Genomic DNA, 20,872 nt, shown 5'->3' on the forward strand with positions numbered 1-20,872 from the left:
GCGATGCGCTCGAAACGGTTTCTTGCTGCGTTGTTGTCTGTCGCGCTCGCGGCGCCGCCGGGCGCGTACCCGCAATCGCGCGGCGCAGCGAATGCGAACACCAACACGGGCACGACCCTCGCGCTCAACATGCAGTCCGCGGAACCGCCGTTGGAGAGCGGCCCGGTCGAAACTTTCGCCGACCCCATCGTGCCACCGGACATCGCCCAAGGCGTGTTCGGCGTCTATGGCGGCGCGCAGAGCCGCTTCTCCGGCAACTCAGGCGCGACCACGAACTGGCGCACCCCGATCGTCACCCAGCAATTGCCTGACCTCGGCAACGGCGGCTCCGGCTCGCTGACGCCGCAAGCCGAGCGCAAGCTCGGCGAACGCGTGATGCGCGAGTTGCGTCGCGACCCCGACTATCTCGACGACTGGCTTGTGCGCGACTATCTGAACTCGGTCGCCGCGAAACTCTCCGCGGCGGCGAATGCGCTCTACATCGGCGGCTATCGTCCGGACTTCGAGCTGTTCGCGGTCCGCGACACGCAAATCAACGCCTTCTCGCTGCCGGGCGGTTTTATCGGCGTGAACACCGGTTTGATCGTCGCGACGCAAACCGAGTCCGAACTCGCCTCCGTGCTCGGCCACGAGATGGGGCACGTCTTGCAGCGGCACATTTCGCGGATGATCACCACCGGCGAGCGCAGCGGCTATGCTGCGCTCGCCGGCCTGTTGTTCGGCATTCTGGCGGGCGTGCTCGCGCACAGCGGCGATCTTGGCAGCGCGATTGCGATCGGCGGCCAGGCCTATGCGGTCGACAACCAGTTGCGTTTCTCGCGCTCCGCCGAGCATGAAGCGGACCGCGTCGGCTTTCTGCTGCTGGCCGGCGCCGGCTACGATCCCTACGCGATGACGACGTTTTTTGGGCGCCTCGATCGTGCGGCGATGAGCGACACCGGCATACCGGCTTACGCGCGCACCCACCCGCTGACTGGCGAACGGATCGCCGACATGGAAGACCGTGCACGCCGCGCGCCTTACCGGCAACCGCATCAGACCTCCGAATACGGCTTCGTGCGGGCACGGGCGCGCTTGCTGCAGGACCGCTCGCGCAGCGAATACGCGGATGAGATTTCGCGCCTGCGCTCCGAAATCGAGGACCGCACCGCGGTGAACGTCGCTGCGAACTGGTACGGGATTGCCTACGGGCAGATGCTGCTCGAGCGTTACGACGACGCGTCGGCGTCGCTGGCTTCGTCGCGGGCAGCATTTGTCGCGGGCGAACGTGGCGAAGGCGAGCCCATGCGCAGTTCGCCGAGCCTCGACGTGCTGGCGGCCGACATCGCGCGCCGCGCCGGGCGTAATGACGAGGCGGCACGTCTCGCCGAGTTTGCGCAGAAGCGCTGGCCGCAGTCGAACGCCGCAATCGACATGCATATCCAGACCTTGCTGACCTTGAAGCGATTCGCCGACGCGCAGTCTTTGGCCCTGAAGGAAACGCGTGTGCAACCCGATCAGCCTGCCTGGTGGATGTATCTCGCGCAGGCAAGCGCGGGCAGCGGCGATGCGTTGACGCAGCATCGGGCGCTCGCCGAAAAATTCGCGCTCGAGGGGGCGTGGCCGTCGGCCATCCGGCAATTGAAGGAAGCTCGGGATCTGAAGACGATCGGCTACTACGATCTCGCGACCGTCGACGCCCGCTTACATGAAATGGAGAGCCGCTATAAAGAGGAGCGGCTTGATGAGAAGAGTTAGGGGTTGCTGGCTTGCGCTATCTGAGCCGCCGGACTTTCGACAAATCCGAACCGCCCGGCAACCTCACTTCGCTGCACGCCCTGCAAGGGCAACACAAGCCCATTGTTCCAGTGAAACGCGCCGCTCATCGAGTCATCGCCCAACGCCGCGTGGTCGGAAAAAACCTCGAGGTCGTGATCGTGCAAAACCGCGACTCTCGGCGGCGTCGAGCCGTCGACGAACAGAATCCCGCCTTCGTCGTCGACAAACACGGCCGCAGGCTCGAAAGCCCCGCCGGCCTGGTCCGTCAAGGAAAGCACGCCAGCGGCATCGGCTGACAACCTCACCACCCACGGCGTGTAGCCCAACTCGATATACACGCGCTGCGGGCCGTTCTGGAAAAACCACTGCCCGCGCTCGTCGGCGTCGTAATTCCGGTTGATAAATCCGAGCAACGCTTCATGCCGGATCGCCGTACCTGGCGTACCGCTGGCCTGAGCGGCTTCATCCCGCATGCGCCAGTTGCCGCGCCGGTCCAACATCAACCATCCCGTGCAACTCGGCACGTTCGGCCATTTGGCCAAGGCCTGTTTGACGATGTCATCCATGATCGACGTACTGCTCCAGATAACCGAGCACGCGCTGCGACAACCAGTCGATGCGGCCCGGGAACGGCCCAGTCATAAAGCCCGCGTGGCCGCCATGTTCGGGTTGATCGAGTTCCACCGACGCCGACACCTCATGCTTTGCCGGTAACGCTTCAGCCGGCAGGAACGGGTCGTTGCGCGCGTTCAGCACCAGAGTCGGCACGGTGATTCCGGACAGCAACGGCCGCGTGGTCGCGCGGCTCCAGTAATCGTTGGTGTCACGAAAGCCGTGCAGCGGCGCCGTCACCACGTTGTCGAAGTCGTACATCGTGCGGCTCGCCAGCATCGCGTCGCGGTCGAACAGCCCCGGAAACTGCGTCAGCTTCTGCTCGGCTTTCTGCTTCAGCGTCTTCAGGAAACTGCGCGTGTAGATCATGCCGAAGCCCTGCGACAACGCGCGGCCGCCGGCGTGCACGTCGATCGGCGTCGAAATTGCCGCAGCGGCCGAGAGCACCGGCGACGCATCTTCGCGCCGCTCGCCGAGCCAGCGCAGCAGCACATTGCCGCCGAGCGACACGCCCGCCGCCACGATCGGCCCGCGATGCGTGGCGCGCAAACGCCGCAGGATCCAGTCGACTTCGTTGCTGTCGGCGAGATGATAGAAGCGCGGCAACCGGTTCAGCGGTCCGCTGCAACTGCGAAAGTGCGGCACCACGCCGTGCCAGCCGTACTCGCGCGCGGCCGCCATCAACGTGGTGGCGTAGTGCGACGTGGAACTGCCTTCGAGGCCGTGAAACAGCACGAACAACGGAGCGTCGTCTGCGGGAATTCTGGCGGGCGTGGCAGGGGTGAGCGCTGAGGCAGGCTTGCCGTCATGCACGACCCAATCGAGATCGATGAAATCGCCATCCGGCGTGTCCCAGCGTTCGCGCCGGAACGCGATGGCCGGGCGGCGCGCAAACAGCGCCGGGACGATGGTCTGCACATGCCGGTTCGGCAGCCAGAGCGGCGCGCGGTAGAGCAGTTCGACGGTGGCCTCGACAGCCGCCGCCGCGGCGCGTGCTGCGCCGGTAGAGGCGGATTGATCGTGCGCCGTCTCCCAATCCCCTATCGGGGATTCGTTCTGGACGGGTGACTTCCTGCGGGGCGTGCTCATGCCAGCGTCAAAGCAAAAAAGGTAGAACCGGCGAAACAGGCCGAACGAGCGAAATGCGCACGTCAGGCGTCAGTGCAACGACCCTTGGCCATGCCGCATCTTGGTCGCGAACTGACTGGCGGCTTCGTTCGGCATCGGACTCGCGTGAATATGCGCAATTTTCCATTCGCCGCGTTCGTGGACCATCACGTATGTGGTGAACACCATCGCGGGCGCCGCCTTAGGATCGGCTGGGCGGTGTGCTTCGGCGATGGCGTAGACGACGGTGCCGAGACTGTCGTAGACGCGAATATCGAGTGGTTCAATCGAAACGGGCGCGGTTTCAAGCTGGATTTGCAGGCCGGCGCGAATGCTGTCGAGGCCGTGCAGATGGGAGCCGTCGGCGCAGATGCAGCTGACGAATTCCTCATCGATCCACAGGCCCATCAAGCTGTCGATATTCACCTCGGCGATGGCCTGGTAATAGGCGTTCAGCGTATCGGCGGCGGCTTCGAAGATATGGGCAAAACGTGGCATGGCTCGTCAGTCTCTTGTGCGCGGCGCGCGGTTGCGGGGCAGCGGTCAGCGGGACAGTCCGGAGCACCGGACAATCGCTCCTAAGCGCGAGGATGCCCGCGCCGCAAGGCGCGAACATGACGCGACGCGCTCAAGGCGTGCGGTGTTGCGTGCAAGTATCAGCCGAATCAGCCAGGTTCAACGTTGCGCAAGCAACATGCCGCGCAAATCGCCGAACACCTGCTCGGCACTCAACTGCTTCAGGCAGTTCAGATGCCCGAGCGGACACTCGCGCTGAAAACAGGGGCTGCATTCGAGATGAAGCCATTGTACCTTCGCGAGCTCGGACAAGGGCGGCGTGTGGCGCGGATCGGTCGAACCGTACACGGCCACCAGCGGCCGGCGCAGCGCGGCGGCCACGTGCATCAGGCCGGAATCGTTGGTGACGACCGCGTTGGCCCGCGAGATCAGCGCGCAAGCTTCGCTCAGCGCGGTCTGGCCGCACAGGTTGCGCACGTTCGGCGCCTTCTCGGCGATGGCCTGGGCAAGCGGCGCGTCTTTCGGCGAGCCGAGCGCGATGATCTGCGTGTAGGGGAACGACTGGCCGACGATCTGCGCGAGCGCGGCGAAATGCTCGGGCGGCCAGCGCTTGGCCGGACCGTACTCGGCACCCGGGCAGAACACCAGCAGCGGCACGCGCGTATCCAGATTGAAGCGCGCCGAGACCCGCGACGCTTCGTTCAGATCCGCGTCGAGCCGCGGCATCGGCAGGTCGTCGGGGACCTTGGCGCCTTGCGCGTAGGCAAGGGCGGCGTAATGACCGACCATCGGCGGGCGCTCGTCTTTGCGCGGATTCGAGTGACGCACGTTCAGCAGGCCGTAGCGGCTCTCGCCGGTGTAGCCGATGCGCAGCGGAATGCCCGCCATCCACGGGATCAGCGCCGACTTGAGCGAATTCGGCAGCACGTAGGCCGCGTCGTAGCCGACATCGCGCAAGTCGCTCGCCAGCTGCCAGCGGCGCAGCATCTGCAGCTTGCCGTGCGCGAGGTCGGTTGCGTAGACGTCGCGAATCTCGGGCATGCGTTCGAGCACGGGCGCGACCCACGAGGGCGCGACCGCGTCGATCACGATGCGCGGATGCAATTTCACGAGGCGCGCAAACAGCGGCTGCGCCATCAATGCGTCACCGATCCAGTTCGGTGCGATAACCAACGCGCGACGCATCAGAGTGGGTGTCCGGTGTCGAAACGAAGCGCCGCGCGAACCATGCGCGTGGCGTTCGATTGGGTAAAAAGGGAAAAGCCGCGAGCCTTGCGGCGCGGATCCGGCATGACCGGTCCCGCCGCGGCTGCGGCCTTACTGCGAAGCGCTTGCGTTCAGTGACCCTTGACCACTTCGCCGTCGCGCAGCTTGTAACGCGTGCTGCAGTACGGGCATTTCGCTTCGCCGTGCGTGACGTCGATAAAGACGCGCGGGTGCGCGCTCCAGCGCGGCATGGCCGGATTCGGGCAGTACGCCGGCAGATCTTTTGCGGTCAATTCGACCAGCGGCATTTCTTTGATTTCGCTCATGAGGAGTTTCTCGTTGTATGCAGGGTGCGTGCGTTGCGCCGGTAAAGGCCAAGGGCCTTGGGCCGGCACAGCGTGCGTTAGATTTTGGTGAGCCAGTGCGCGTACTTGTCGCTCTTGCCGTTCACGATATCGAAGAAGCCGGATTGCAGCTTCTCGGTGATCGGACCGCGTGCGCCCGAGCCGATCGTGCGGTTGTCGAGTTCGCGGATCGGCGTGACTTCCGCGGCGGTGCCGGTGAAGAACGCTTCGTCGCAGGTATAGACCTCGTCACGCGTGATGCGCTTTTCGATCACCTGGATGCCCGCGTCGCGCGCCAGCGTGATGATCGTGTCGCGCGTGATGCCGTCGAGGCACGACGACAAATCCGGCGTGTACAGCTTGCCGTTGTTCACGAGGAAGAAGTTCTCGCCGGAGCCTTCCGACACGTAGCCGTCCACGTCCAGCAGCAGCGCTTCGTCGTAACCGTCGGCAATCGCTTCCTGGTTGGCGAGGATCGAGTTCACGTACCAGCCCGAGGCCTTGGCACGGACCATCGACACGTTCACGTGATGGCGCGTAAACGACGAGGTCTTCACGCGGATGCCCTTGGCGATACCGTCTTCGCCGAGGTAAGCGCCCCACGGCCAGGCGGCGATCGCCACGTGGATCGTGTTGCCCTTGGCCGACACGCCGAGCTTTTCCGAGCCGACCCAGATGATCGGGCGCAGGTAGCAGGATTCGAGTTTGTTTTCACGGACCACTTCGTACTGCGCCGCGGCCAGCGTTTCGTGACCGAACGGCACGTCCATCTGGAAGATCTTGGCCGAATTCAGGAGACGCTTGGTATGTTCCTGGAGGCGAAAAATCGCCGTGCCGCCGTCAGCCGTCTTGTAGGCGCGTACGCCTTCGAAAACGCCCATGCCGTAATGCAACGTGTGCGTCAGCACGTGGATCTTGGCATCGCGCCAGTCGATGAGCTTGCCATCCATCCAGATCTTGCCGTCGCGATCGGCCATTGACATGCGATTCTCCAGCGGTGCGGTGAAAGAGCGTTATTTTAGCGTCTTTTGCACAAGGAACGGGCATTTGGCCGCATGCCGGGCGCTATAATTCGGCGCACGCATAATTCATCCGGATGCGCCAGCGGGTGCTTGACGACCTGGCGCCGACCTCCCTTCGTTGCGCCGCCGCCTGGCGCCCGCGTTTCGCCCCATGCTCGCTCGCTTGTCAGATACCGATCGCCGTTCCTTTCGTCAGGGCGCGCGCGACTATTCGCCCACGCTGATGGCGATCTTCTCCTGGGGTCTCGTCACCGGCATCGCCATGAGCAAGTCCGTGCTCACGCTGCCGCAGGCGCTCACCATGTCGCTGCTCTGCTACGCCGGATCGTCGCAACTGGCCGTGCTGCCGTTGCTGGCCGCCAAGCTGCCGATCTGGACCGTGCTGCTCACCGCCGCGATGGTCAATACGCGTTTCGTGATCTTCAGCGCCGGTCTCGCACCGCATTTTTCCTATCTGCCGATGTGGCGCCGCATCGTGCTCGGCTACTTCAACGGCGACGTGATCTATCTGTTGTTCCAGAAGAAGAGCTTCCAGACCGGTTACGTGCCGGGCAAAGAGGCGTACTTCTGGGGCATGGCGGTGTGCAGCTGGTTGTCGTGGCAGGTCTCGTCGATCGTCGGCATTCTGCTGGCGAGCCTGATTCCGGATAACTGGGGCCTCGCGCTGGCAGGCACGCTGGCGTTGCTGCCCATCATGGTGTCGGCGATCGCCACGCGCTCCACGCTGGTCGCGGTCAGCATCGCCGGGCTGGTGTCGCTGCTCGCTTTCGACCTGCCGTACCGGCTTGCGCTGCCGCTCGCGGTGATTGCGGCGATTATCGCGGGCAGCGCGGCCGATCTAATGGTCGAGCGCGCCGACTTGCGCCGCATCCGCAACAGCGCCGGAGATTCCCAATGACGTCCTTACAGATCTGGCTGTCCATTATCGGCATGACCTTCGTCACCGCGGTGACACGCGCGATGTTTCTAATCGGCGGCGAGCGCACGGTTTTGCCGGCGCGCGTCCAGCGGATGCTGCGCTATGCGCCGGCCGCGGCGCTTGCCGCCGTCGTGCTGCCCGATGTGCTGGCGACGCCGGAGGGGCTCTCGTTCGCGCCCTCGAACCACGAGTTTTACGCGACGCTATCCGGTCTGGCGTGGTTTATGTGGCGCCGCACCATGCTCGGCACGATTGTGGTGGGAATGGCCGTGTTCACGCTCTTGCGCCTCTTCATGTAATTGATTGGAACGAAAATGCTGCACTGCGACATGCGCGGCGCATTCTTCAAATACGGGACATTCGCCTGGTTGCGGGTCAGAAGGCCGTGTGGATAAGTTAAAATGGGTGTTTCCGGGATAAGCGCGCCGCTGCATGGCGCGACAGCCGCGGCTTTGCCGCCGGCGCCCGACTCAGTGGAGCCGCTGCCGTGCCGAAGCGCTGGAGTTTGCCGCGCTTAAGGTCCAGCGCGTCGTCCGCCACCGCCTTCCCATCAACTCGCACATACACGCCCATGAACAAGGTATTGCGTCTCTCCGATCTGATCGCCGAAGGCAAGCTGTCCGGCAAGCGCGTGTTCATCCGCGCCGATCTGAACGTGCCGCAGGACGATCAAGGCAACATCACCGAAGACACCCGCATCCGCGCCTCCGTGCCGGCGATCAAGGCCGCGCTGGACGCAGGCGCCGCCGTGATGGTCACGTCGCACCTGGGCCGCCCGACCGAAGGCGAGTTCAAGCCGGAAGATTCGCTCGCGCCGGTCGCGAAGCGCCTCGCCGAGCTGCTTGGCCGTGACGTGCCGCTGGTCGCCAACTGGGTCGAAAACGGCGTGAACGTCGCGCCGGGCCAGCTCGTGCTGCTGGAAAACTGCCGCGTCAACAAGGGCGAAAAGAAGGATTCCGACGAGCTCGCGCAGAAAATGGCGAAGCTCTGCGACGTCTACGTGAATGACGCATTCGGCACTGCGCACCGCGCCGAAGCCACCACGCACGGCATCGCCAAATACGCGCCGATCGCTTGCGCCGGCCCGCTGCTGGCCGCCGAGCTCGAAGCGCTCGGTAAGGCGCTGGGCGCGCCGAAGCGTCCGCTGGTGGCGATCGTCGCCGGCTCGAAGGTGTCCACCAAGCTGACCATTCTGAAGTCGCTGGCCGACAAGGTCGATCAGTTGATTGTGGGCGGCGGCATCGCCAATACGTTCATGCTGGCGGCGGGCCTCAAGATCGGCAAGTCGCTTGCCGAAGCCGATCTGGTCGCCGAAGCCAAGACAATCATCGACGCAGCGAAAGCCCGCGGCGCCTCGGTGCCGATCCCGACCGACGTGGTCACGGCGAAAGAGTTTTCTCCGACCGCCAAGGCTGAAGTCAAGGCCGTCGCCGACGTGCAAGACGACGACATGATCCTCGACATCGGACCGGAAACCGCCAAGGTGCTCGCCGCACAACTGGAAAAAGCCGGCACGATCGTGTGGAACGGTCCGGTCGGCGTGTTCGAATTTGATCAGTTCGGCAACGGTACGAAGACGCTGGCTGACGCGATCGCCAAATCGTCGGCGTTCTCGATTGCAGGCGGCGGCGATACGCTCGCGGCGATTGCCAAGTACGGCATCCACGACAAGGTCAGCTACATCTCGACGGGCGGCGGCGCCTTCCTCGAGTTCCTCGAGGGCAAGACACTCCCCGCTGTCGCAGTTCTGGAATCGCGGGCTTAACGTGGTGACGCGCTCCCCCTCAGCGAAGTCTGCAAAAGCGCGCGGCGGCAAGCCGCGCAACACCGCAGCAGCAACGGCAGGGGAGCGCGAAGCGCGCTCCGCCGCCACAGCGGCCGTGGCTGAAGCCGCCGCCCCGCAGCAGCAGGAATCCGAGTTGTCCCTCGCGCTCGCGGAGTTGACCACTGCCGGCGAGGCAGCGGAATTGTCCACCGGACAAGCCGCCCACTCGCCCGCAGAACTCCCGGACGACGAGACGACGCTCGCCCCTTCACCGGCGCGCCCCGTGCCGGTATCGAACACCGCTTCACCCCATAAAGCGACGCTGGTTTCAACCGGCGCGCAGCCCCCAGCAGCACCCTTCGGTGCGCAGCCTCCGCATCCGACTCGCAGCGCTCATTCCAGCGATCCCACCCAGACGAGGAGACTCATGCATCGCGCCACCAAGATTGTCGCTACCATCGGACCGGCTTCCAGTACGCCGGAAATCCTGCTGCAAATGATTCAGGCAGGCGCCGACGTGGTGCGGCTCAATTTCTCGCACGGCACGGCCGACGACCACCGCCAGCGCGCCGATTTCGTGCGCGAGGCGGCCCGCCAGGCCGGCCGTGAAGTTGCCATCATGGCTGACCTGCAAGGCCCGAAGATTCGGGTCGGCAAATTCGAAAACGGCAAGACCACGCTGGTTGCCGGCAGCCCGTTCATCCTCGACGCCGAGTGCGAACTTGGCAACGACGATCGCGTCGGCCTCGACTACAAAGACCTGCCGCGCGACCTGAAACCGGGCGACGTGCTGTTGCTCAACGACGGCCTGATCGTGCTCGACGTCGTGCGCGTGCTCGGCAGCGAGATCCACACCACCGTGAAGATCGGCGGCGATCTGTCGAACAACAAGGGCATCAACCGCCAGGGCGGCGGACTGACGGCGCCGGCCCTGACGGCCAAGGACATGGAAGACATCCGCACGGCGATGTCGATCGGTGTGGATTTCGTCGCGGTATCGTTCCCCAAGAACGCCACCGACATGGAAATGGCCCGCCAGCTCGCGAACATCGCGGGTGCACCCTATGGCATCAAGCCGAAGATGATCGCGAAGATCGAGCGGGCGGAAGCGATTCCGGCGCTGCAAGGCATCCTCGACGCATCGGACGGCATCATGGTTGCGCGCGGCGACTTGGCCGTGGAAGTGGGCAATGCCGCAGTTCCTGCGCTGCAAAAGCGCATGATTCGTATGGCCCGCGAATCGAACAAGTTCGTGATCACCGCGACCCAGATGATGGAATCGATGATCTACGCGCCGGTGCCGACCCGCGCCGAAGTGTCGGACGTCGCCAACGCGGTGCTGGACGGCACGGACGCGGTGATGTTGTCGGCTGAATCCGCAGCGGGCAAGTACCCGGTGCAGACCATCGAGACGATGGCGGCGATCTGCCTCGAAGCTGAAAAGTCGGAGCAGTCGGAGCTGGATAAGGATTTCCTCGACCGCACGTTTACGCGAATCGACCAGTCCATCGCCATGGGTGCGCTGTTCACGGCGTTCCACCTGGGCGCGAAGGCGATTGTCGCGTTGACCGAATCGGGTTCGACCGCGCTGTGGATGTCGCGTCACTGGACGCACGTGCCGATTTTCGCGCTCACGCCGCGCGTCGGCAGCGAACGGGCGATGGCGATCTACCGCAACGTTACGTCGCTGCATCTGGACACCAGCACCGACCGCGACACCGCGTTGCAGCAGGCGCTGGAAACAGTGGTCGGCAAGGGCTACGCATCGCGCGGCGACATGGTGGTGCTGACCGTCGGCGAGCCGATGGGTCAGGCAGGCGGTACGAATACGCTGAAGATCGTGCGCGTTGGTGAACCGTATTGATTTGACGCACTGTGTGTATAGCGGAAGTAACTGCTAAAGCACTTACTTCTGCCCTACACAGCAGACTGCTCGATCGGCACAGGCTTGATTGAGCGAAGCAGGCTGTCATGCCCCGCGAGAGGCGGCGCACAGACTCCAATCGCGCGTGCGGTAAAGGTCCGCAGGTGACGCGCTTTAGGGAATGTGTGAACGGGTATGCAGCTTGCTCCGCGATAAAATCGCCCAAAAAGATGCCGACGGCACAGAATTCATTTCAATCTAAGGAGTTAAGCATGCCTCTCGTATCAATGCGTCAACTGCTGGACCATGCCGCCGAAAACGGTTATGGCATTCCGGCATTCAACGTGAACAACCTGGAGCAGGTGCAGGCGATCATGTTCGCAGCGGACAAGGTCAACGCCCCGGTCATCATGCAGGCGTCGGCCGGCGCGCGTAAGTACGCGGGCGAGCCGTTCCTGCGCCACCTGATCGAAGCCGCGGTCGAGTCGTATCCGCATATTCCGGTCGTGATGCACCAGGATCACGGCCAGTCGCCGGCGGTCTGTATGGCGGCGATCCGCAGCGGTTTCACCAGCGTGATGATGGACGGTTCGCTCGAAGCCGACGGCAAGACGGTCGCTTCGTACGAATACAATGTCGAAGTGTCGCGCAAGGTGGTTGAAGCGGCGCATTCGATCGGCATCACGGTGGAAGCGGAACTGGGCGTGCTCGGTTCGCTGGAAACCATGAAGGGCGACAAGGAAGACGGCCACGGCGCGGAAGGCACGATGACCCGCGAGCAACTGCTGACCGATCCGGAGCAGGCTGCCGACTTCGTCAAGCTGACGCAATGCGACGCGCTGGCAATCGCGATCGGTACGTCGCACGGCGCGTACAAGTTCAGCAAGAAGCCCACGGGCGACATCCTGTCGATCCAGCGCATCAAGGAAATTCACCAGCGCATTCCGAACACGCACCTGGTGATGCACGGTTCGTCGTCGGTGCCGCAGGAACTGCTCGCGGAAATCCGCGAATTTGGCGGCGACATGAAGGAAACCTACGGCGTGCCGGTCGAGGAAATTCAGGAAGGTATCAAGAACGGCGTGCGCAAGGTCAATATCGACACCGACCTGCGTCTGGCGATCACCGGTGCGATCCGCCGCTACATGGCGACCAATCCGGGCAAGTTCGATCCGCGCGACTACCTGAAGCCTGCGCGTGAAGCCGCGATGAAGATCTGTCTCGAGCGTTTCACGCAATTTGGCTGCGAAGGCCAGGCTGGCAAGATCAAGCCGGTTTCGCTTGATAAAATCGCGGAGAAGTACAAATCGGGCGAGCTCGCGCAAGTCGTCCGCTAAGCTATAAGCAGGCTCTACATCTGGCCGATTGGCCAGGTTGTCGTCCGATCGCCGTTCCCGCATCATCCGGGGAACGGCGTTTCCCTTTTGTTCCGGTCATACTTTTTGCCCCACTTTTAGCGAACCACGACGATGTCTACCCTTTACGAATCCACGCTCCACTCGCTGCCGCTGCTCGGCCGCGGTAAAGTCCGCGACAACTATGCGGTGGGCAACGACCAGTTGCTGATTGTCACGACCGACCGTCTGTCGGCGTTCGACGTCATCATGGGCGAGCCGATTCCGAATAAGGGCCGCGTGCTCAACGAAATGGCGAACTTCTGGTTCGAGAAACTCAAGCATGTGGTGCCGAATCACCTCACGGGCGTGGCGCCCGAATCCGTGGTGGCGGCTGACGAAGTCGAGCAGGTGAAGGGCCGCGCCGTGGTGGTGAAGCGTCTCGAGCCGATCCTCGTTGAAGCGGTGGTGCGCGGCTATCTGGCCGGCAGCGGCTGGAAAGACTACCAGGCAACCGGTTCGGTGTGCGGTGTGGAACTGCCGCCGGGCCTGCAAAACGCACAAAAACTGCCCGAGCCGATTTTCACGCCGGCAGCCAAGGCCGAAATGGGCCACCACGACGAGAACATTACGTACAACGAGATGGAACGCCGCATCGGCACCGAACTGTCGGCCACGATCCGCGACATCTCGATCAAGCTGTACAAGGAAGCCGCTGACTATGCTGCAACGCGCGGCATCATCATCGCGGATACGAAGTTCGAATTCGGTCTGGATAACCACGGCCAGCTGTATCTGATGGACGAGGCGCTGACCGCCGACTCGTCGCGTTTCTGGCCGGCTGATCAGTACCAGGTCGGCACCAACCCGCCGTCGTTCGACAAGCAGTTCGTGCGCGACTGGCTCGAAACCCAGCCGTGGAAGAAAGAGCCGCCCGCACCGAAGCTGCCGGACGATGTGGTCACGAAAACGGGCGAGAAGTATCAGGAAGCGCTCGAACGCCTGACCGGACACAAGCTCGCTTAAGTACGCTTACCTGGCTATATCTGCAGTGCTCAAGAAACAAGGAAGCCGTACCATGAGTGAAGCACAAACTGCCCATACGCATGGCGCGCCGGTTGTCGGCGTGCTGATGGGTTCCAGTTCCGACTGGGAAGTGATGAAGAACGCCGTCGCGATTCTGCAAGAATTCGGCGTGCCGTATGAGGCCAAGGTCGTGTCCGCGCACCGCATGCCCGACGAGATGTTTGCGTATGCCGAGAGCGCGCGTGAGCGCGGTATTCGCGCGATCATCGCAGGTGCGGGCGGCGCGGCGCATCTGCCGGGCATGCTGGCCGCCAAGACGACGGTGCCGGTGCTCGGCGTGCCGGTGGCGAGCAAGTATCTGAAGGGCGTCGATTCGTTGCATTCGATCGTGCAGATGCCCAAAGGCGTGCCGGTCGCCACGTTTGCAATCGGCGAAGCGGGCGCGGCGAATGCGGCGTTGTTCGCGGTGTCGATTCTGAGCGGCACGAGCGCCGAATATGCGGAAAAGCTGGCTGCGTTCCGCGTGCGTCAGAACGAAGCGGCCCACGCAATGGTGCTGCCGGCGCTGTAAGCGCCAAGGCTGATTGCTTTTAGACGTCCCCCCTGTCTGACCCCCGGCCGGGTGCTGCTATTGCATGAACGCAGCACCCGGCCGCGACCGACCACTAAGATGAACCCAGACAACACACCGGTTTCACCGATTCTGCCCGGCGCATGGCTTGGCATGGTCGGTGGCGGCCAGCTCGGCCGCATGTTCTGTTTTGCCGCTCAGGCAATGGGCTATCGCGTTGCCGTGCTCGACCCGGACGAAACCAGTCCTGCGGGCACGGTTGCCGACCGCCATATCCGTGCGGCTTACGACGACGAAGCGTCGCTCACCGAACTCGCGCGGCTGTGCGCGGCGGTGTCGACCGAATTCGAGAATGTGCCGGCGGCGAGCCTCGATTTCATGGCGAAAACCACCTTCGTGAGCCCGGCCGGCCGTTGCGTCGCCGTGGCGCAGGACCGGATCGCCGAGAAGCGTTTTATCGCGTCGTCAGGCGTGACCGTGGCGCCGCACGTGGTGATCGAATCGTCGGACGCGCTGGCCGCGCTCGACAACGCGAAGCTCGAAGCCGTGCTGCCCGGCATTCTGAAGACTGCACGCATGGGCTACGACGGCAAAGGTCAAATCCGTGTGCGCAACGCCGAGGAAGTGCGCGAGGCGCATGCGTCGCTCGCAGGGGTTCCGTGTGTGCTCGAAAAGCGCTTGCCGCTGAAGTTCGAAGTGTCCGCGCTGATCGCGCGCGCGGCGAGCGGCGCGTCGGTGGTATATCCGCTGGCGCAGAATACGCATCGCGACGGCGTGCTGTCGCACACCATCGTGCCTGCGCCGGATGCAAGCCCGACGCTGGTCCAGCAAGCACAGCAGGCTGCGCTGCAAATCGCGGACAAGCTCGGCTATGTCGGTGTGCTGTGCGTCGAGTTCTTCATTCTCGAAGACGGGTCGCTGGTCGCCAACGAAATGGCGCCGCGTCCGCATAACTCCGGCCATTACACCGTCGACGCCTGCGCGACCAGCCAGTTCGAACAGCAGGTCCGCGCCATGACCGGCATGCCGCTCGGCGACACGCGTCAGCATTCGCCGGCGGTGATGCTGAACATCCTCGGCGACGTCTGGTTCCCAGGCGGCCCGAAGGGCGCGGCGGTCACGCCGCCGTGGCACGAAGTCGCCGCGATGCCGGCGGCGCGTTTGCATCTGTACGGCAAGGAAGAAGCACGTTGCGGCCGCAAGATGGGTCACGTGAACTTCACGGCCGCGACACTTGAAGAAGCCCGCACGTCGGCGCGCGATTGCGCGCGGCTCCTGCATATCATCACGGGCTGACGCGAGCACCATGCCGGATCAAAGCAAACCTGCCGAAGGGGGCGCCGCAAGCGCCTTGCCTGTGAGCGCCGAGCAGATCGAACACGCTGCCGCGCTGCTCGACGCGGGCGGCCTCGTCGCGTTCCCCACGGAGACGGTCTACGGACTCGGCGGCGACGCCGAAAGTCCGGACGCGGTCGCGCGTATTTACGCGGCGAAGGGCAGGCCGGCGAATCATCCGGTGATCGTGCATCTGGCGCCGCAGGGCGATCCGAACTACTGGGTCGAGCATTTGCCGGCGGAAGCGCAGCGTTTGATCGATGCGTTCTGGCCGGGGCCGCTCACGTTGATCCTGAAGCGTGCCGAGCGGATCAATGCAGCCGTGAGCGGCGGCCAGGATTCAGTGGGTTTGCGCTGCCCGTCGCATCCGGTTGCGCAGGCTTTGCTCGAAGCGTTCAGTGCGTTGCGCGGCGGACATGGCGGCGTGGCTGCGCCGTCGGCGAATCGATTTGGTCACGTGAGCCCAACTACGGCGCAGCACGTGCGCGACGAGTTCGGCAGCGCGATTCACGTGCTGGACGGTGGCGCATCTGACGTCGGAATCGAATCGACGATTCTGGATTTGTCGCGCGGATTTCCGGCGCTGTTGAGACCTGGTCGCGTAACGCCGCAGGATATCGCCGACGTGCTCGGCGAGGCGCCACGCCTGCCCGACGGTTCGGATGCCACGACACCGCGCGTTTCGGGGACGTTGAAGGCGCACTATGCGCCGCGCACGCCGTTGGCCTTGCTGCCTTTTGATGCGTTGCAGATGTTGCTCGCGGCGCGTCAGAGCGACGAACGCGTGGCCTTGGTAGCGCGTGCTTCCCGCGCAGGAGAGTGGGCTCATGCCGAGGGCGTGCATTTCATTGCCGCGCCTGAAGATCCGCACGTCTATGCGCGCGAGTTGTATGGCCTGCTAAGGGCGCTCGATCGCGCGGACGTGAGCCGGATTCTCATCGAGAAGTTGCCGGACACGATCGAGTGGATCGCTGTGAACGATCGGCTCGGCCGGGCCGCGGCTGCATTCGAAGCGCAAGGGTAGGGACTGCCTGATTGGTACGGCTTGCTCACCGGCGCCGCCACAATCCGTTGTAGCAACCCGTCGTCTCAACCGCTGTGCCGCGCGCAACAAACATAAATAAAAAACGCCCGGCTTGACCAGCAAGCCGGGCGTTTGCAGAACTCGCATCCTGCTGCCGCTACGCGGCAACCCTCAACTTATTTCCCCAATCCCGTCGCAGCGATCTGCTGCTGAACGTACTGCGCGAACAAGGCGTGCAAGTGCGTGCTCGGATGGACCAGGTCGGCGAACATGTAGGTCTGGTCAGCGCCGGCCACCGTGTAAGTCTGCGGCGAGCAGAACAGCGACGAGCCGAACTGGGCACCATACTGTGCCGGGGTCAGCCCGTTCGTTGCGCTCGGATTGGCGGTGGCGTACGCGGTTGCGTTGGTCACCATCGACGTCAGGTTACACGCCGTACCGGTGTTGGACACCGTGAAGCCCAGCGCCTGGTAGTTCGGCAACTGCTGATCAATCCACGTGAACGCATCGGCCACGATGACCTTGCCCGTGCCCAGCAGGCCGAGCGACGTCATGGTTTGGACCAGAATGCCGTTATACGCCGCGGTAATCCCCGACAGGAGCGCAGCCGCACCAGGCGAGGCTGCGTTGGCCTGAACGCCTTGCGGCGTATTGCCGATGTCCGGCACCGTCGACACCACCACGTGGGTCGCGCCCGAGTTGACGATGGTCTGGATTTGCGCGGCGAGCTGCGTGGCGGCTGTCGCGATCTGGGGGTTGGCCAGCTGCTGCAGGTAGCCGGCGATGAACTGTACCTGGCCTGCCTGCGTGTTCGGCAGTTTGCCGGCCTGCACGAGCAGCGGATATTGCGTCTGCAGCGCGGTGGCGAGCGCCGTCAGGTTGGCGGTGGTCCCAGCGAACTGGAAGATGTCGTTCGCGCCGCCGTTCACCAGCACGAGCTGGTTCGCGTTGAAGCTCGTATGCGCGCCCAGGTAGTTCGCCACCTGGGTCACCACCGGCACGGTCGTTGCCGCCGCGTTGTTCGGTGCCCAACCTTCGCCCTGGGCGTTCACGACGTCAGAGCCGCCTTGTGCGTAGCCGAACCCGCCCGTCGCAACCAGCGGTTGACCGAAGCCGCCCACATACGCGGCAGTCAACGTGCTGCCGTAGTACTCCGCGACCTTCTGGGTCCACACTTCACCCGGGTTCGTCGTGAAGCGGCCGCCGCCGAAGCTCGACTGAATCACCGGCGCGTACGTGCCGACATCCGACAAGCTGTCGCCAAACGAAACGACCTGCAATTTCACGCCGCCTGCCGGCGTGCTGCTGCTCGAACTGTTGTTGTTATCGCTGCCGCCGCCACAAGCCGCGAGCAGTGCAAACGCCGCACTGGCGATGGCGATCTGCGTGACGCGGACGAAATTGCGTTTCCTCGATGCTGTTTGTTTCATGTTGACTACATCTCCTCGTATGTGTGGCCCTTATGCCATGTGTTGCAGGCAGCGCCCACCGCGTCGGCGGCATGACGACAGCTTACAGAATCTTCTACGGCCTGCGCGGTGTTTGAAACGCGGCCGTATGCTTATCTTCAATGCTTGTAGCGCCGCTGGAAGCAGCGACAGCGGCACCCGCACCCGCAGCGCGGCCCGCGTGATAAGCCGCGGCCCATGCGGGCGGTGCGAACAGCGCGCGCAACTTGTTGCGCCAGCCTCGCACGCTCACGAAATCGGCGGCCATTGACCCCCATTCGTGAAACGTCGCCTTCAACGGGTTATAGGTGTGAAGCGGTTCGACGATGCCGTACGCCGGCGCGTCGCGCGGATCTTCCTCGACATAGCTGCCGAACAGGCGATCCCAGATCACCAGCACGCCGGCATAGTTGCGGTCGATATAGCGGTCGTTGCGTGCGTGATGCACGCGGTGAATCGACGGCGTGTTGAGCACGTATTCGAGCCAGCCGAGTTTGCCGATCGCCTGGGTGTGCACGAAGAACTGGAAGCCGAGATTGATCAGCACGATCGCGACGATCTGCTTCGGCGGAAAGCCGAACACGGCGAGCGGAATCCAGAACAGCCACATGCCGGCAATCGGATACATCAGGCTCTGGCGGAAGGCGGTCGAAAAATTCATCCGCTCCGACGAGTGATGCACGACATGCGCGGCCCACAGCCAGCGCACGCGGTGGCTGCACCGGTGAAACCAGTAATAGAGCAGATCCTGAGCGGCGAACAGCACGACGAACGACACCCAGCTCGCCTGCCACGTATAGACGCGATAGTGATCGTAGAAAAATGCATAGACGGGGATGATCACGAGCCACGCGAGCTTGTCGGCGGCTTGCTGCATCAGCGCGAGCGCGGCGTTGCAGAACGTGTCGCGCCAGCTATAGAGCTGCGCGCCGGGGCGCGTACGCCGCAGGTGCCACGCCTCCCAGCCAATGCATGCGAGAAAGACTGGCGCCATGGCGAGCAGCAGCAATTCGGCATCGAATTGCATTGTGTCTTCCTCCGCGGTCCCTTGCCGCTGCGCTTGCCGCAGCGGACGTTGTCGTTATCGTTTGATTGGGCCACGCTTTCGTAACGGCTGCGTGGCTCGTGCGCTACGCATAATGTTTTACGCGCGCCTCAAACACTGCCCGACAGCGTACACGCTTGGGCGCATTGCCGCGCGTGGCTTCTATAGAAGGAATCCTCAATGGGTGCCGCGCTTGTGCGGGTTTTTCCTGGGCTTGCTGCCGCGCGGTTCGGCGACGGGGTCGGAGACTTTCGTGAATCCCTGGGACGGTCCCTGATAGACCCATTCGAGCAAGGCGTCGTGCGCGGCGCGCGCGGCCTCCGAATGCGGGTCGTTGATCAGGCTCACCACCACGTAGCTGTTGCCGTCCGCCGAGGCCACGTAACCGGCGATCGCACGCACGTCGCGCAGGGTGCCGGTCTTGATGTGTGCGTTGCCGCCCGCGCCCTGGTTGGTCAAGCGGTTGCGCATGGTGCCGTCGACGCCCGCAATCGGCAGCGACTCCACGAACACCTGGGCGACCGGGCTCGCATTGGCCCGCTGCAGCAGATCGGCGAGCGAGAGCGCGGTAACGTGCTCGTCGCGCGACAGGCCCGAGCCGTTGTCGAGCGTCATGTATTGCATGTCGACGCTGTCGCGGCGCAGAAAGTCCTCGATGGCGCGCGCCGATTTCGCGGGCGTGGCGGGCCCTTTTTCTTCCGTGGCGCCGATCGTCAGGAACAGGTTGCGCGCCATCGTGTTGTTACTGAACTTGTTGATGTCGCGAACGATGTCGGAGAGCATCGGCCCCTGGTGCGTGGCGACGAGGCGCGCGCCGACCGGCACGGGGCCTTCGCGGGTCGCGCCGCTGAACGTGCCGCCGGTTTGCTGCCACAGGGCCAGGAACCCGCCCGCGAAGAATGCGGAGTGATCGAGCACCGCGACGTTGATCGTGCGCGGGCCGCAGCGCACCGAGTAGTCGCCGTCGAACGAGGCCACCACGGTGCCGTTCGGCTGCGGCGTGACGGTGGGCGAGACGGAGGCGGCGTCGCCGCGGCACGGGCCGTTGACGGCGTGCATCTGGTTGTCGATCTGTAGCTGCGAGAGCGCGGGCAGCACGTCGATGGCGACGCTGCCGTCCGGCGAAGGCGTCAGCGTGAACGACAGCGATTTGAAGGCGTACAGCAGCGGATCGGGGCCGACGTTGTACGGCGCGGTGGCGTCGTCGTCGAACGGCGGCAGATCGCGCGTGGAGGCGTCGAAATAGCGCTTGTCGAGCACCAGCGCGCCATCGATGCCGTTGATCCCCGCCTTGTGGATCTTCTGCACGAGGTCGATCAGTTCTTCGGGCACGAGTTTCGGATCGCCCGTGCCCTGAATGTACAGATTGCCGTGCAGCACGCCGTTGGCGTCGAGCGTGCCGTCCGCATAGGCGCTCGTGCGCCAGCGATATTCCGGGCCGAGGATCGACAGGCCGGAGTAGGTGGTGACGAGTTTCATCGTCGAGGCGGGCATCATCGGCTTGCCGGCGTTCAAGGCGAGGATCGGCGTGCGGTCGCCCACTTTCTCGACCACCACGCTGATCGACGACAAAGGCACATGCGCGCGCTGCAGGCCGACCATGACCGATTGCGGCAACACCGTGGTGACGTTGACGCTCGGGTGGGTTGCCTTGATGCGCGCCTGCGCGGCAAGCGGCAGCGCCGCGCCGCCGCTGCCGAGCGCGGCGCAGGCAAGCAGCAACGCCGCCGAGCGCGGTGCGAATCGGCGAGGCAGAGAGTCGGCAACAGAAGAAGGCAGCGGACGCAGCGCTACACGGCGTGCGAGAGAGTGCAAAAAAGCGGGCAAAAAAGCGTGCGTCATGGACAGGCGAGGAGGCAAGATTTCGGGGCGCGGTGGCGCGCGGCAATCCAGAGTGTGTCGAAGCATTGCGTGGCGCGCGAAAAACCGCGGCGCGACGCAAAGCGCCCATTGTAGAGACATGCCGCCACGCTGCG

19 protein-coding genes are annotated in these 20,872 nt (G+C 64.1%); 10 read left to right on the forward strand and 9 right to left on the reverse strand.

Annotated features, from left to right (window positions below; all coding sequences use genetic code 11):
• Nucleotides 1-3: 3 nt before the first annotated feature.
• Complete coding sequence (locus BM438_RS17435) at nucleotides 4-1,737, forward strand: M48 family metalloprotease (RefSeq protein ID WP_093635575.1); 1,734 nt, start codon at nucleotides 4-6, stop codon at nucleotides 1,735-1,737.
• Here BM438_RS17435 and BM438_RS17440 read toward each other — a convergent pair.
• From BM438_RS17440 to BM438_RS17465, 6 genes are all read right to left on the reverse strand, one after another.
• Nucleotides 1,734-2,324: a DUF2946 family protein gene (locus BM438_RS17440; protein ID WP_093635577.1), complete on the reverse strand. Its 591-nt coding sequence runs from the start codon at nucleotides 2,322-2,324 to the stop codon at nucleotides 1,734-1,736. The two genes, BM438_RS17435 and BM438_RS17440, sit on opposite strands and share 4 nt — an antisense overlap.
• A complete protein-coding gene (locus BM438_RS17445) occupies nucleotides 2,317-3,459 on the reverse strand; it encodes a hydrolase (RefSeq protein WP_093635579.1) in 1,143 nt (380 codons plus the stop codon). Before BM438_RS17445 ends, BM438_RS17440 begins: the two co-directional genes overlap by 8 nt.
• Before the next feature lie 69 nt (nucleotides 3,460-3,528).
• Nucleotides 3,529-3,975 (reverse strand): nuclear transport factor 2 family protein, encoded by a 447-nt coding sequence (locus tag BM438_RS17450; RefSeq protein WP_054034426.1) that lies wholly within the window; start codon nucleotides 3,973-3,975, stop codon nucleotides 3,529-3,531.
• 177 nt (nucleotides 3,976-4,152) lie between these two features.
• A complete protein-coding gene (gene waaF, locus BM438_RS17455) occupies nucleotides 4,153-5,178 on the reverse strand; it encodes a lipopolysaccharide heptosyltransferase II (RefSeq protein WP_093635581.1) in 1,026 nt (341 codons plus the stop codon).
• Between the two features lie 152 nt (nucleotides 5,179-5,330).
• Nucleotides 5,331-5,525, reverse strand: a complete 195-nt coding sequence (locus BM438_RS17460) for a zinc-finger domain-containing protein (RefSeq protein ID WP_054034422.1) — start codon at nucleotides 5,523-5,525, stop codon at nucleotides 5,331-5,333.
• Nucleotides 5,526-5,602: 77 nt separating this feature from the next.
• Nucleotides 5,603-6,526, reverse strand: coding sequence for a branched-chain amino acid transaminase (locus BM438_RS17465; RefSeq protein ID WP_093635583.1), 924 nt, complete (start codon nucleotides 6,524-6,526; stop codon nucleotides 5,603-5,605).
• A gap of 190 nt (nucleotides 6,527-6,716) precedes the next feature.
• Between BM438_RS17465 and BM438_RS17470 the strand changes: the two genes are divergently transcribed.
• From BM438_RS17470 to BM438_RS17510, 9 genes are all read left to right on the forward strand, one after another.
• Entirely contained in the window at nucleotides 6,717-7,463 is a 747-nt protein-coding gene (locus BM438_RS17470) for an AzlC family ABC transporter permease (protein ID WP_054034673.1), read from the forward strand.
• Nucleotides 7,460-7,783 carry an AzlD domain-containing protein gene (locus BM438_RS17475; protein ID WP_054034418.1) on the forward strand — a complete coding sequence of 108 codons (324 nt, stop codon included), beginning with the start codon at nucleotides 7,460-7,462 and terminating at the stop codon, nucleotides 7,781-7,783. The genes BM438_RS17470 and BM438_RS17475 overlap by 4 nt, the downstream gene beginning before the upstream one ends.
• 272 nt (nucleotides 7,784-8,055) lie before the next feature.
• Nucleotides 8,056-9,249, forward strand: coding sequence for a phosphoglycerate kinase (locus BM438_RS17480; RefSeq protein ID WP_093635585.1), 1,194 nt, complete (start codon nucleotides 8,056-8,058; stop codon nucleotides 9,247-9,249).
• 427 nt (nucleotides 9,250-9,676) lie between these two features.
• Nucleotides 9,677-11,113 carry a pyruvate kinase gene (pyk, locus tag BM438_RS17485; protein WP_093635756.1) on the forward strand — a complete coding sequence of 479 codons (1,437 nt, stop codon included), beginning with the start codon at nucleotides 9,677-9,679 and terminating at the stop codon, nucleotides 11,111-11,113.
• A 272-nt stretch (nucleotides 11,114-11,385) separates the two neighbouring features.
• Entirely contained in the window at nucleotides 11,386-12,450 is a 1,065-nt protein-coding gene (gene fba, locus BM438_RS17490) for a class II fructose-bisphosphate aldolase (protein WP_054034414.1), read from the forward strand.
• Between the two features lie 132 nt (nucleotides 12,451-12,582).
• Nucleotides 12,583-13,473, forward strand: a complete 891-nt coding sequence (locus tag BM438_RS17495; protein WP_028196245.1) for a phosphoribosylaminoimidazolesuccinocarboxamide synthase — start codon at nucleotides 12,583-12,585, stop codon at nucleotides 13,471-13,473.
• A 52-nt stretch (nucleotides 13,474-13,525) separates the two neighbouring features.
• The gene (gene purE / locus BM438_RS17500; RefSeq protein WP_029968172.1) at nucleotides 13,526-14,044 is read left to right on the forward strand and encodes a 5-(carboxyamino)imidazole ribonucleotide mutase; all 519 of its coding nucleotides are present in this window, start codon (nucleotides 13,526-13,528) and stop codon (nucleotides 14,042-14,044) included.
• A gap of 99 nt (nucleotides 14,045-14,143) precedes the next feature.
• Nucleotides 14,144-15,340 carry a 5-(carboxyamino)imidazole ribonucleotide synthase gene (locus BM438_RS17505; RefSeq protein ID WP_093635587.1) on the forward strand — a complete coding sequence of 399 codons (1,197 nt, stop codon included), beginning with the start codon at nucleotides 14,144-14,146 and terminating at the stop codon, nucleotides 15,338-15,340.
• A 10-nt stretch (nucleotides 15,341-15,350) separates the two neighbouring features.
• Nucleotides 15,351-16,403, forward strand: a complete 1,053-nt coding sequence (locus tag BM438_RS17510) for an L-threonylcarbamoyladenylate synthase (RefSeq protein WP_093635589.1) — start codon at nucleotides 15,351-15,353, stop codon at nucleotides 16,401-16,403.
• Nucleotides 16,404-16,579: 176 nt separating this feature from the next.
• On the opposite strand, the gene BM438_RS17515 is transcribed toward BM438_RS17510, so the two are convergent.
• From BM438_RS17515 to dacB, 3 genes are all read right to left on the reverse strand, one after another.
• Entirely contained in the window at nucleotides 16,580-17,833 is a 1,254-nt protein-coding gene (locus BM438_RS17515; protein ID WP_093635591.1) for an SGNH/GDSL hydrolase family protein, read from the reverse strand.
• A 94-nt stretch (nucleotides 17,834-17,927) separates the two neighbouring features.
• A complete protein-coding gene (locus tag BM438_RS17520; RefSeq protein WP_093635593.1) occupies nucleotides 17,928-18,878 on the reverse strand; it encodes a sterol desaturase family protein in 951 nt (316 codons plus the stop codon).
• 195 nt (nucleotides 18,879-19,073) lie between these two features.
• Nucleotides 19,074-20,738, reverse strand: coding sequence for a D-alanyl-D-alanine carboxypeptidase/D-alanyl-D-alanine endopeptidase (gene dacB, locus BM438_RS17525; protein ID WP_093635595.1), 1,665 nt, complete (start codon nucleotides 20,736-20,738; stop codon nucleotides 19,074-19,076).
• Between the last annotated feature and the right edge of the window lie 134 nt (nucleotides 20,739-20,872).

The sequence above is a fragment of the Paraburkholderia aspalathi genome, assembly GCF_900116445.1.
GTDB lineage: Bacteria > Pseudomonadota > Gammaproteobacteria > Burkholderiales > Burkholderiaceae > Paraburkholderia > Paraburkholderia aspalathi.

Excerpts from the sequence above, each read along its gene's own strand:
- purE (WP_029968172.1), top strand. The coding sequence starts at position 13,526 with ATGAGTGAAGCACAAACTGCCCATACGCATGGCGCGCCGGTTGTCGGC.
- BM438_RS17515 (WP_093635591.1), bottom strand. The coding sequence starts at position 17,833 with ATGAAACAAACAGCATCGAGGAAACGCAATTTCGTCCGCGTCACGCAG.
- fba (WP_054034414.1), top strand. The coding sequence starts at position 11,386 with ATGCCTCTCGTATCAATGCGTCAACTGCTGGACCATGCCGCCGAAAAC.
- BM438_RS17510 (WP_093635589.1), top strand. The coding sequence starts at position 15,351 with ATGCCGGATCAAAGCAAACCTGCCGAAGGGGGCGCCGCAAGCGCCTTG.
- BM438_RS17480 (WP_093635585.1), top strand. The coding sequence starts at position 8,056 with ATGAACAAGGTATTGCGTCTCTCCGATCTGATCGCCGAAGGCAAGCTG.
- BM438_RS17475 (WP_054034418.1), top strand. The coding sequence starts at position 7,460 with ATGACGTCCTTACAGATCTGGCTGTCCATTATCGGCATGACCTTCGTC.
- waaF (WP_093635581.1), bottom strand. The coding sequence starts at position 5,178 with ATGCGTCGCGCGTTGGTTATCGCACCGAACTGGATCGGTGACGCATTG.
- BM438_RS17445 (WP_093635579.1), bottom strand. The coding sequence starts at position 3,459 with ATGAGCACGCCCCGCAGGAAGTCACCCGTCCAGAACGAATCCCCGATA.
- BM438_RS17460 (WP_054034422.1), bottom strand. The coding sequence starts at position 5,525 with ATGAGCGAAATCAAAGAAATGCCGCTGGTCGAATTGACCGCAAAAGAT.
- BM438_RS17435 (WP_093635575.1), top strand. The coding sequence starts at position 4 with ATGCGCTCGAAACGGTTTCTTGCTGCGTTGTTGTCTGTCGCGCTCGCG.
- dacB (WP_093635595.1), bottom strand. The coding sequence starts at position 20,738 with ATGACGCACGCTTTTTTGCCCGCTTTTTTGCACTCTCTCGCACGCCGT.
- BM438_RS17465 (WP_093635583.1), bottom strand. The coding sequence starts at position 6,526 with ATGTCAATGGCCGATCGCGACGGCAAGATCTGGATGGATGGCAAGCTC.
- BM438_RS17495 (WP_028196245.1), top strand. The coding sequence starts at position 12,583 with ATGTCTACCCTTTACGAATCCACGCTCCACTCGCTGCCGCTGCTCGGC.
- BM438_RS17450 (WP_054034426.1), bottom strand. The coding sequence starts at position 3,975 with ATGCCACGTTTTGCCCATATCTTCGAAGCCGCCGCCGATACGCTGAAC.
- pyk (WP_093635756.1), top strand. The coding sequence starts at position 9,677 with ATGCATCGCGCCACCAAGATTGTCGCTACCATCGGACCGGCTTCCAGT.
- BM438_RS17520 (WP_093635593.1), bottom strand. The coding sequence starts at position 18,878 with ATGCAATTCGATGCCGAATTGCTGCTGCTCGCCATGGCGCCAGTCTTT.
- BM438_RS17470 (WP_054034673.1), top strand. The coding sequence starts at position 6,717 with ATGCTCGCTCGCTTGTCAGATACCGATCGCCGTTCCTTTCGTCAGGGC.
- BM438_RS17440 (WP_093635577.1), bottom strand. The coding sequence starts at position 2,324 with ATGGATGACATCGTCAAACAGGCCTTGGCCAAATGGCCGAACGTGCCG.
- BM438_RS17505 (WP_093635587.1), top strand. The coding sequence starts at position 14,144 with ATGAACCCAGACAACACACCGGTTTCACCGATTCTGCCCGGCGCATGG.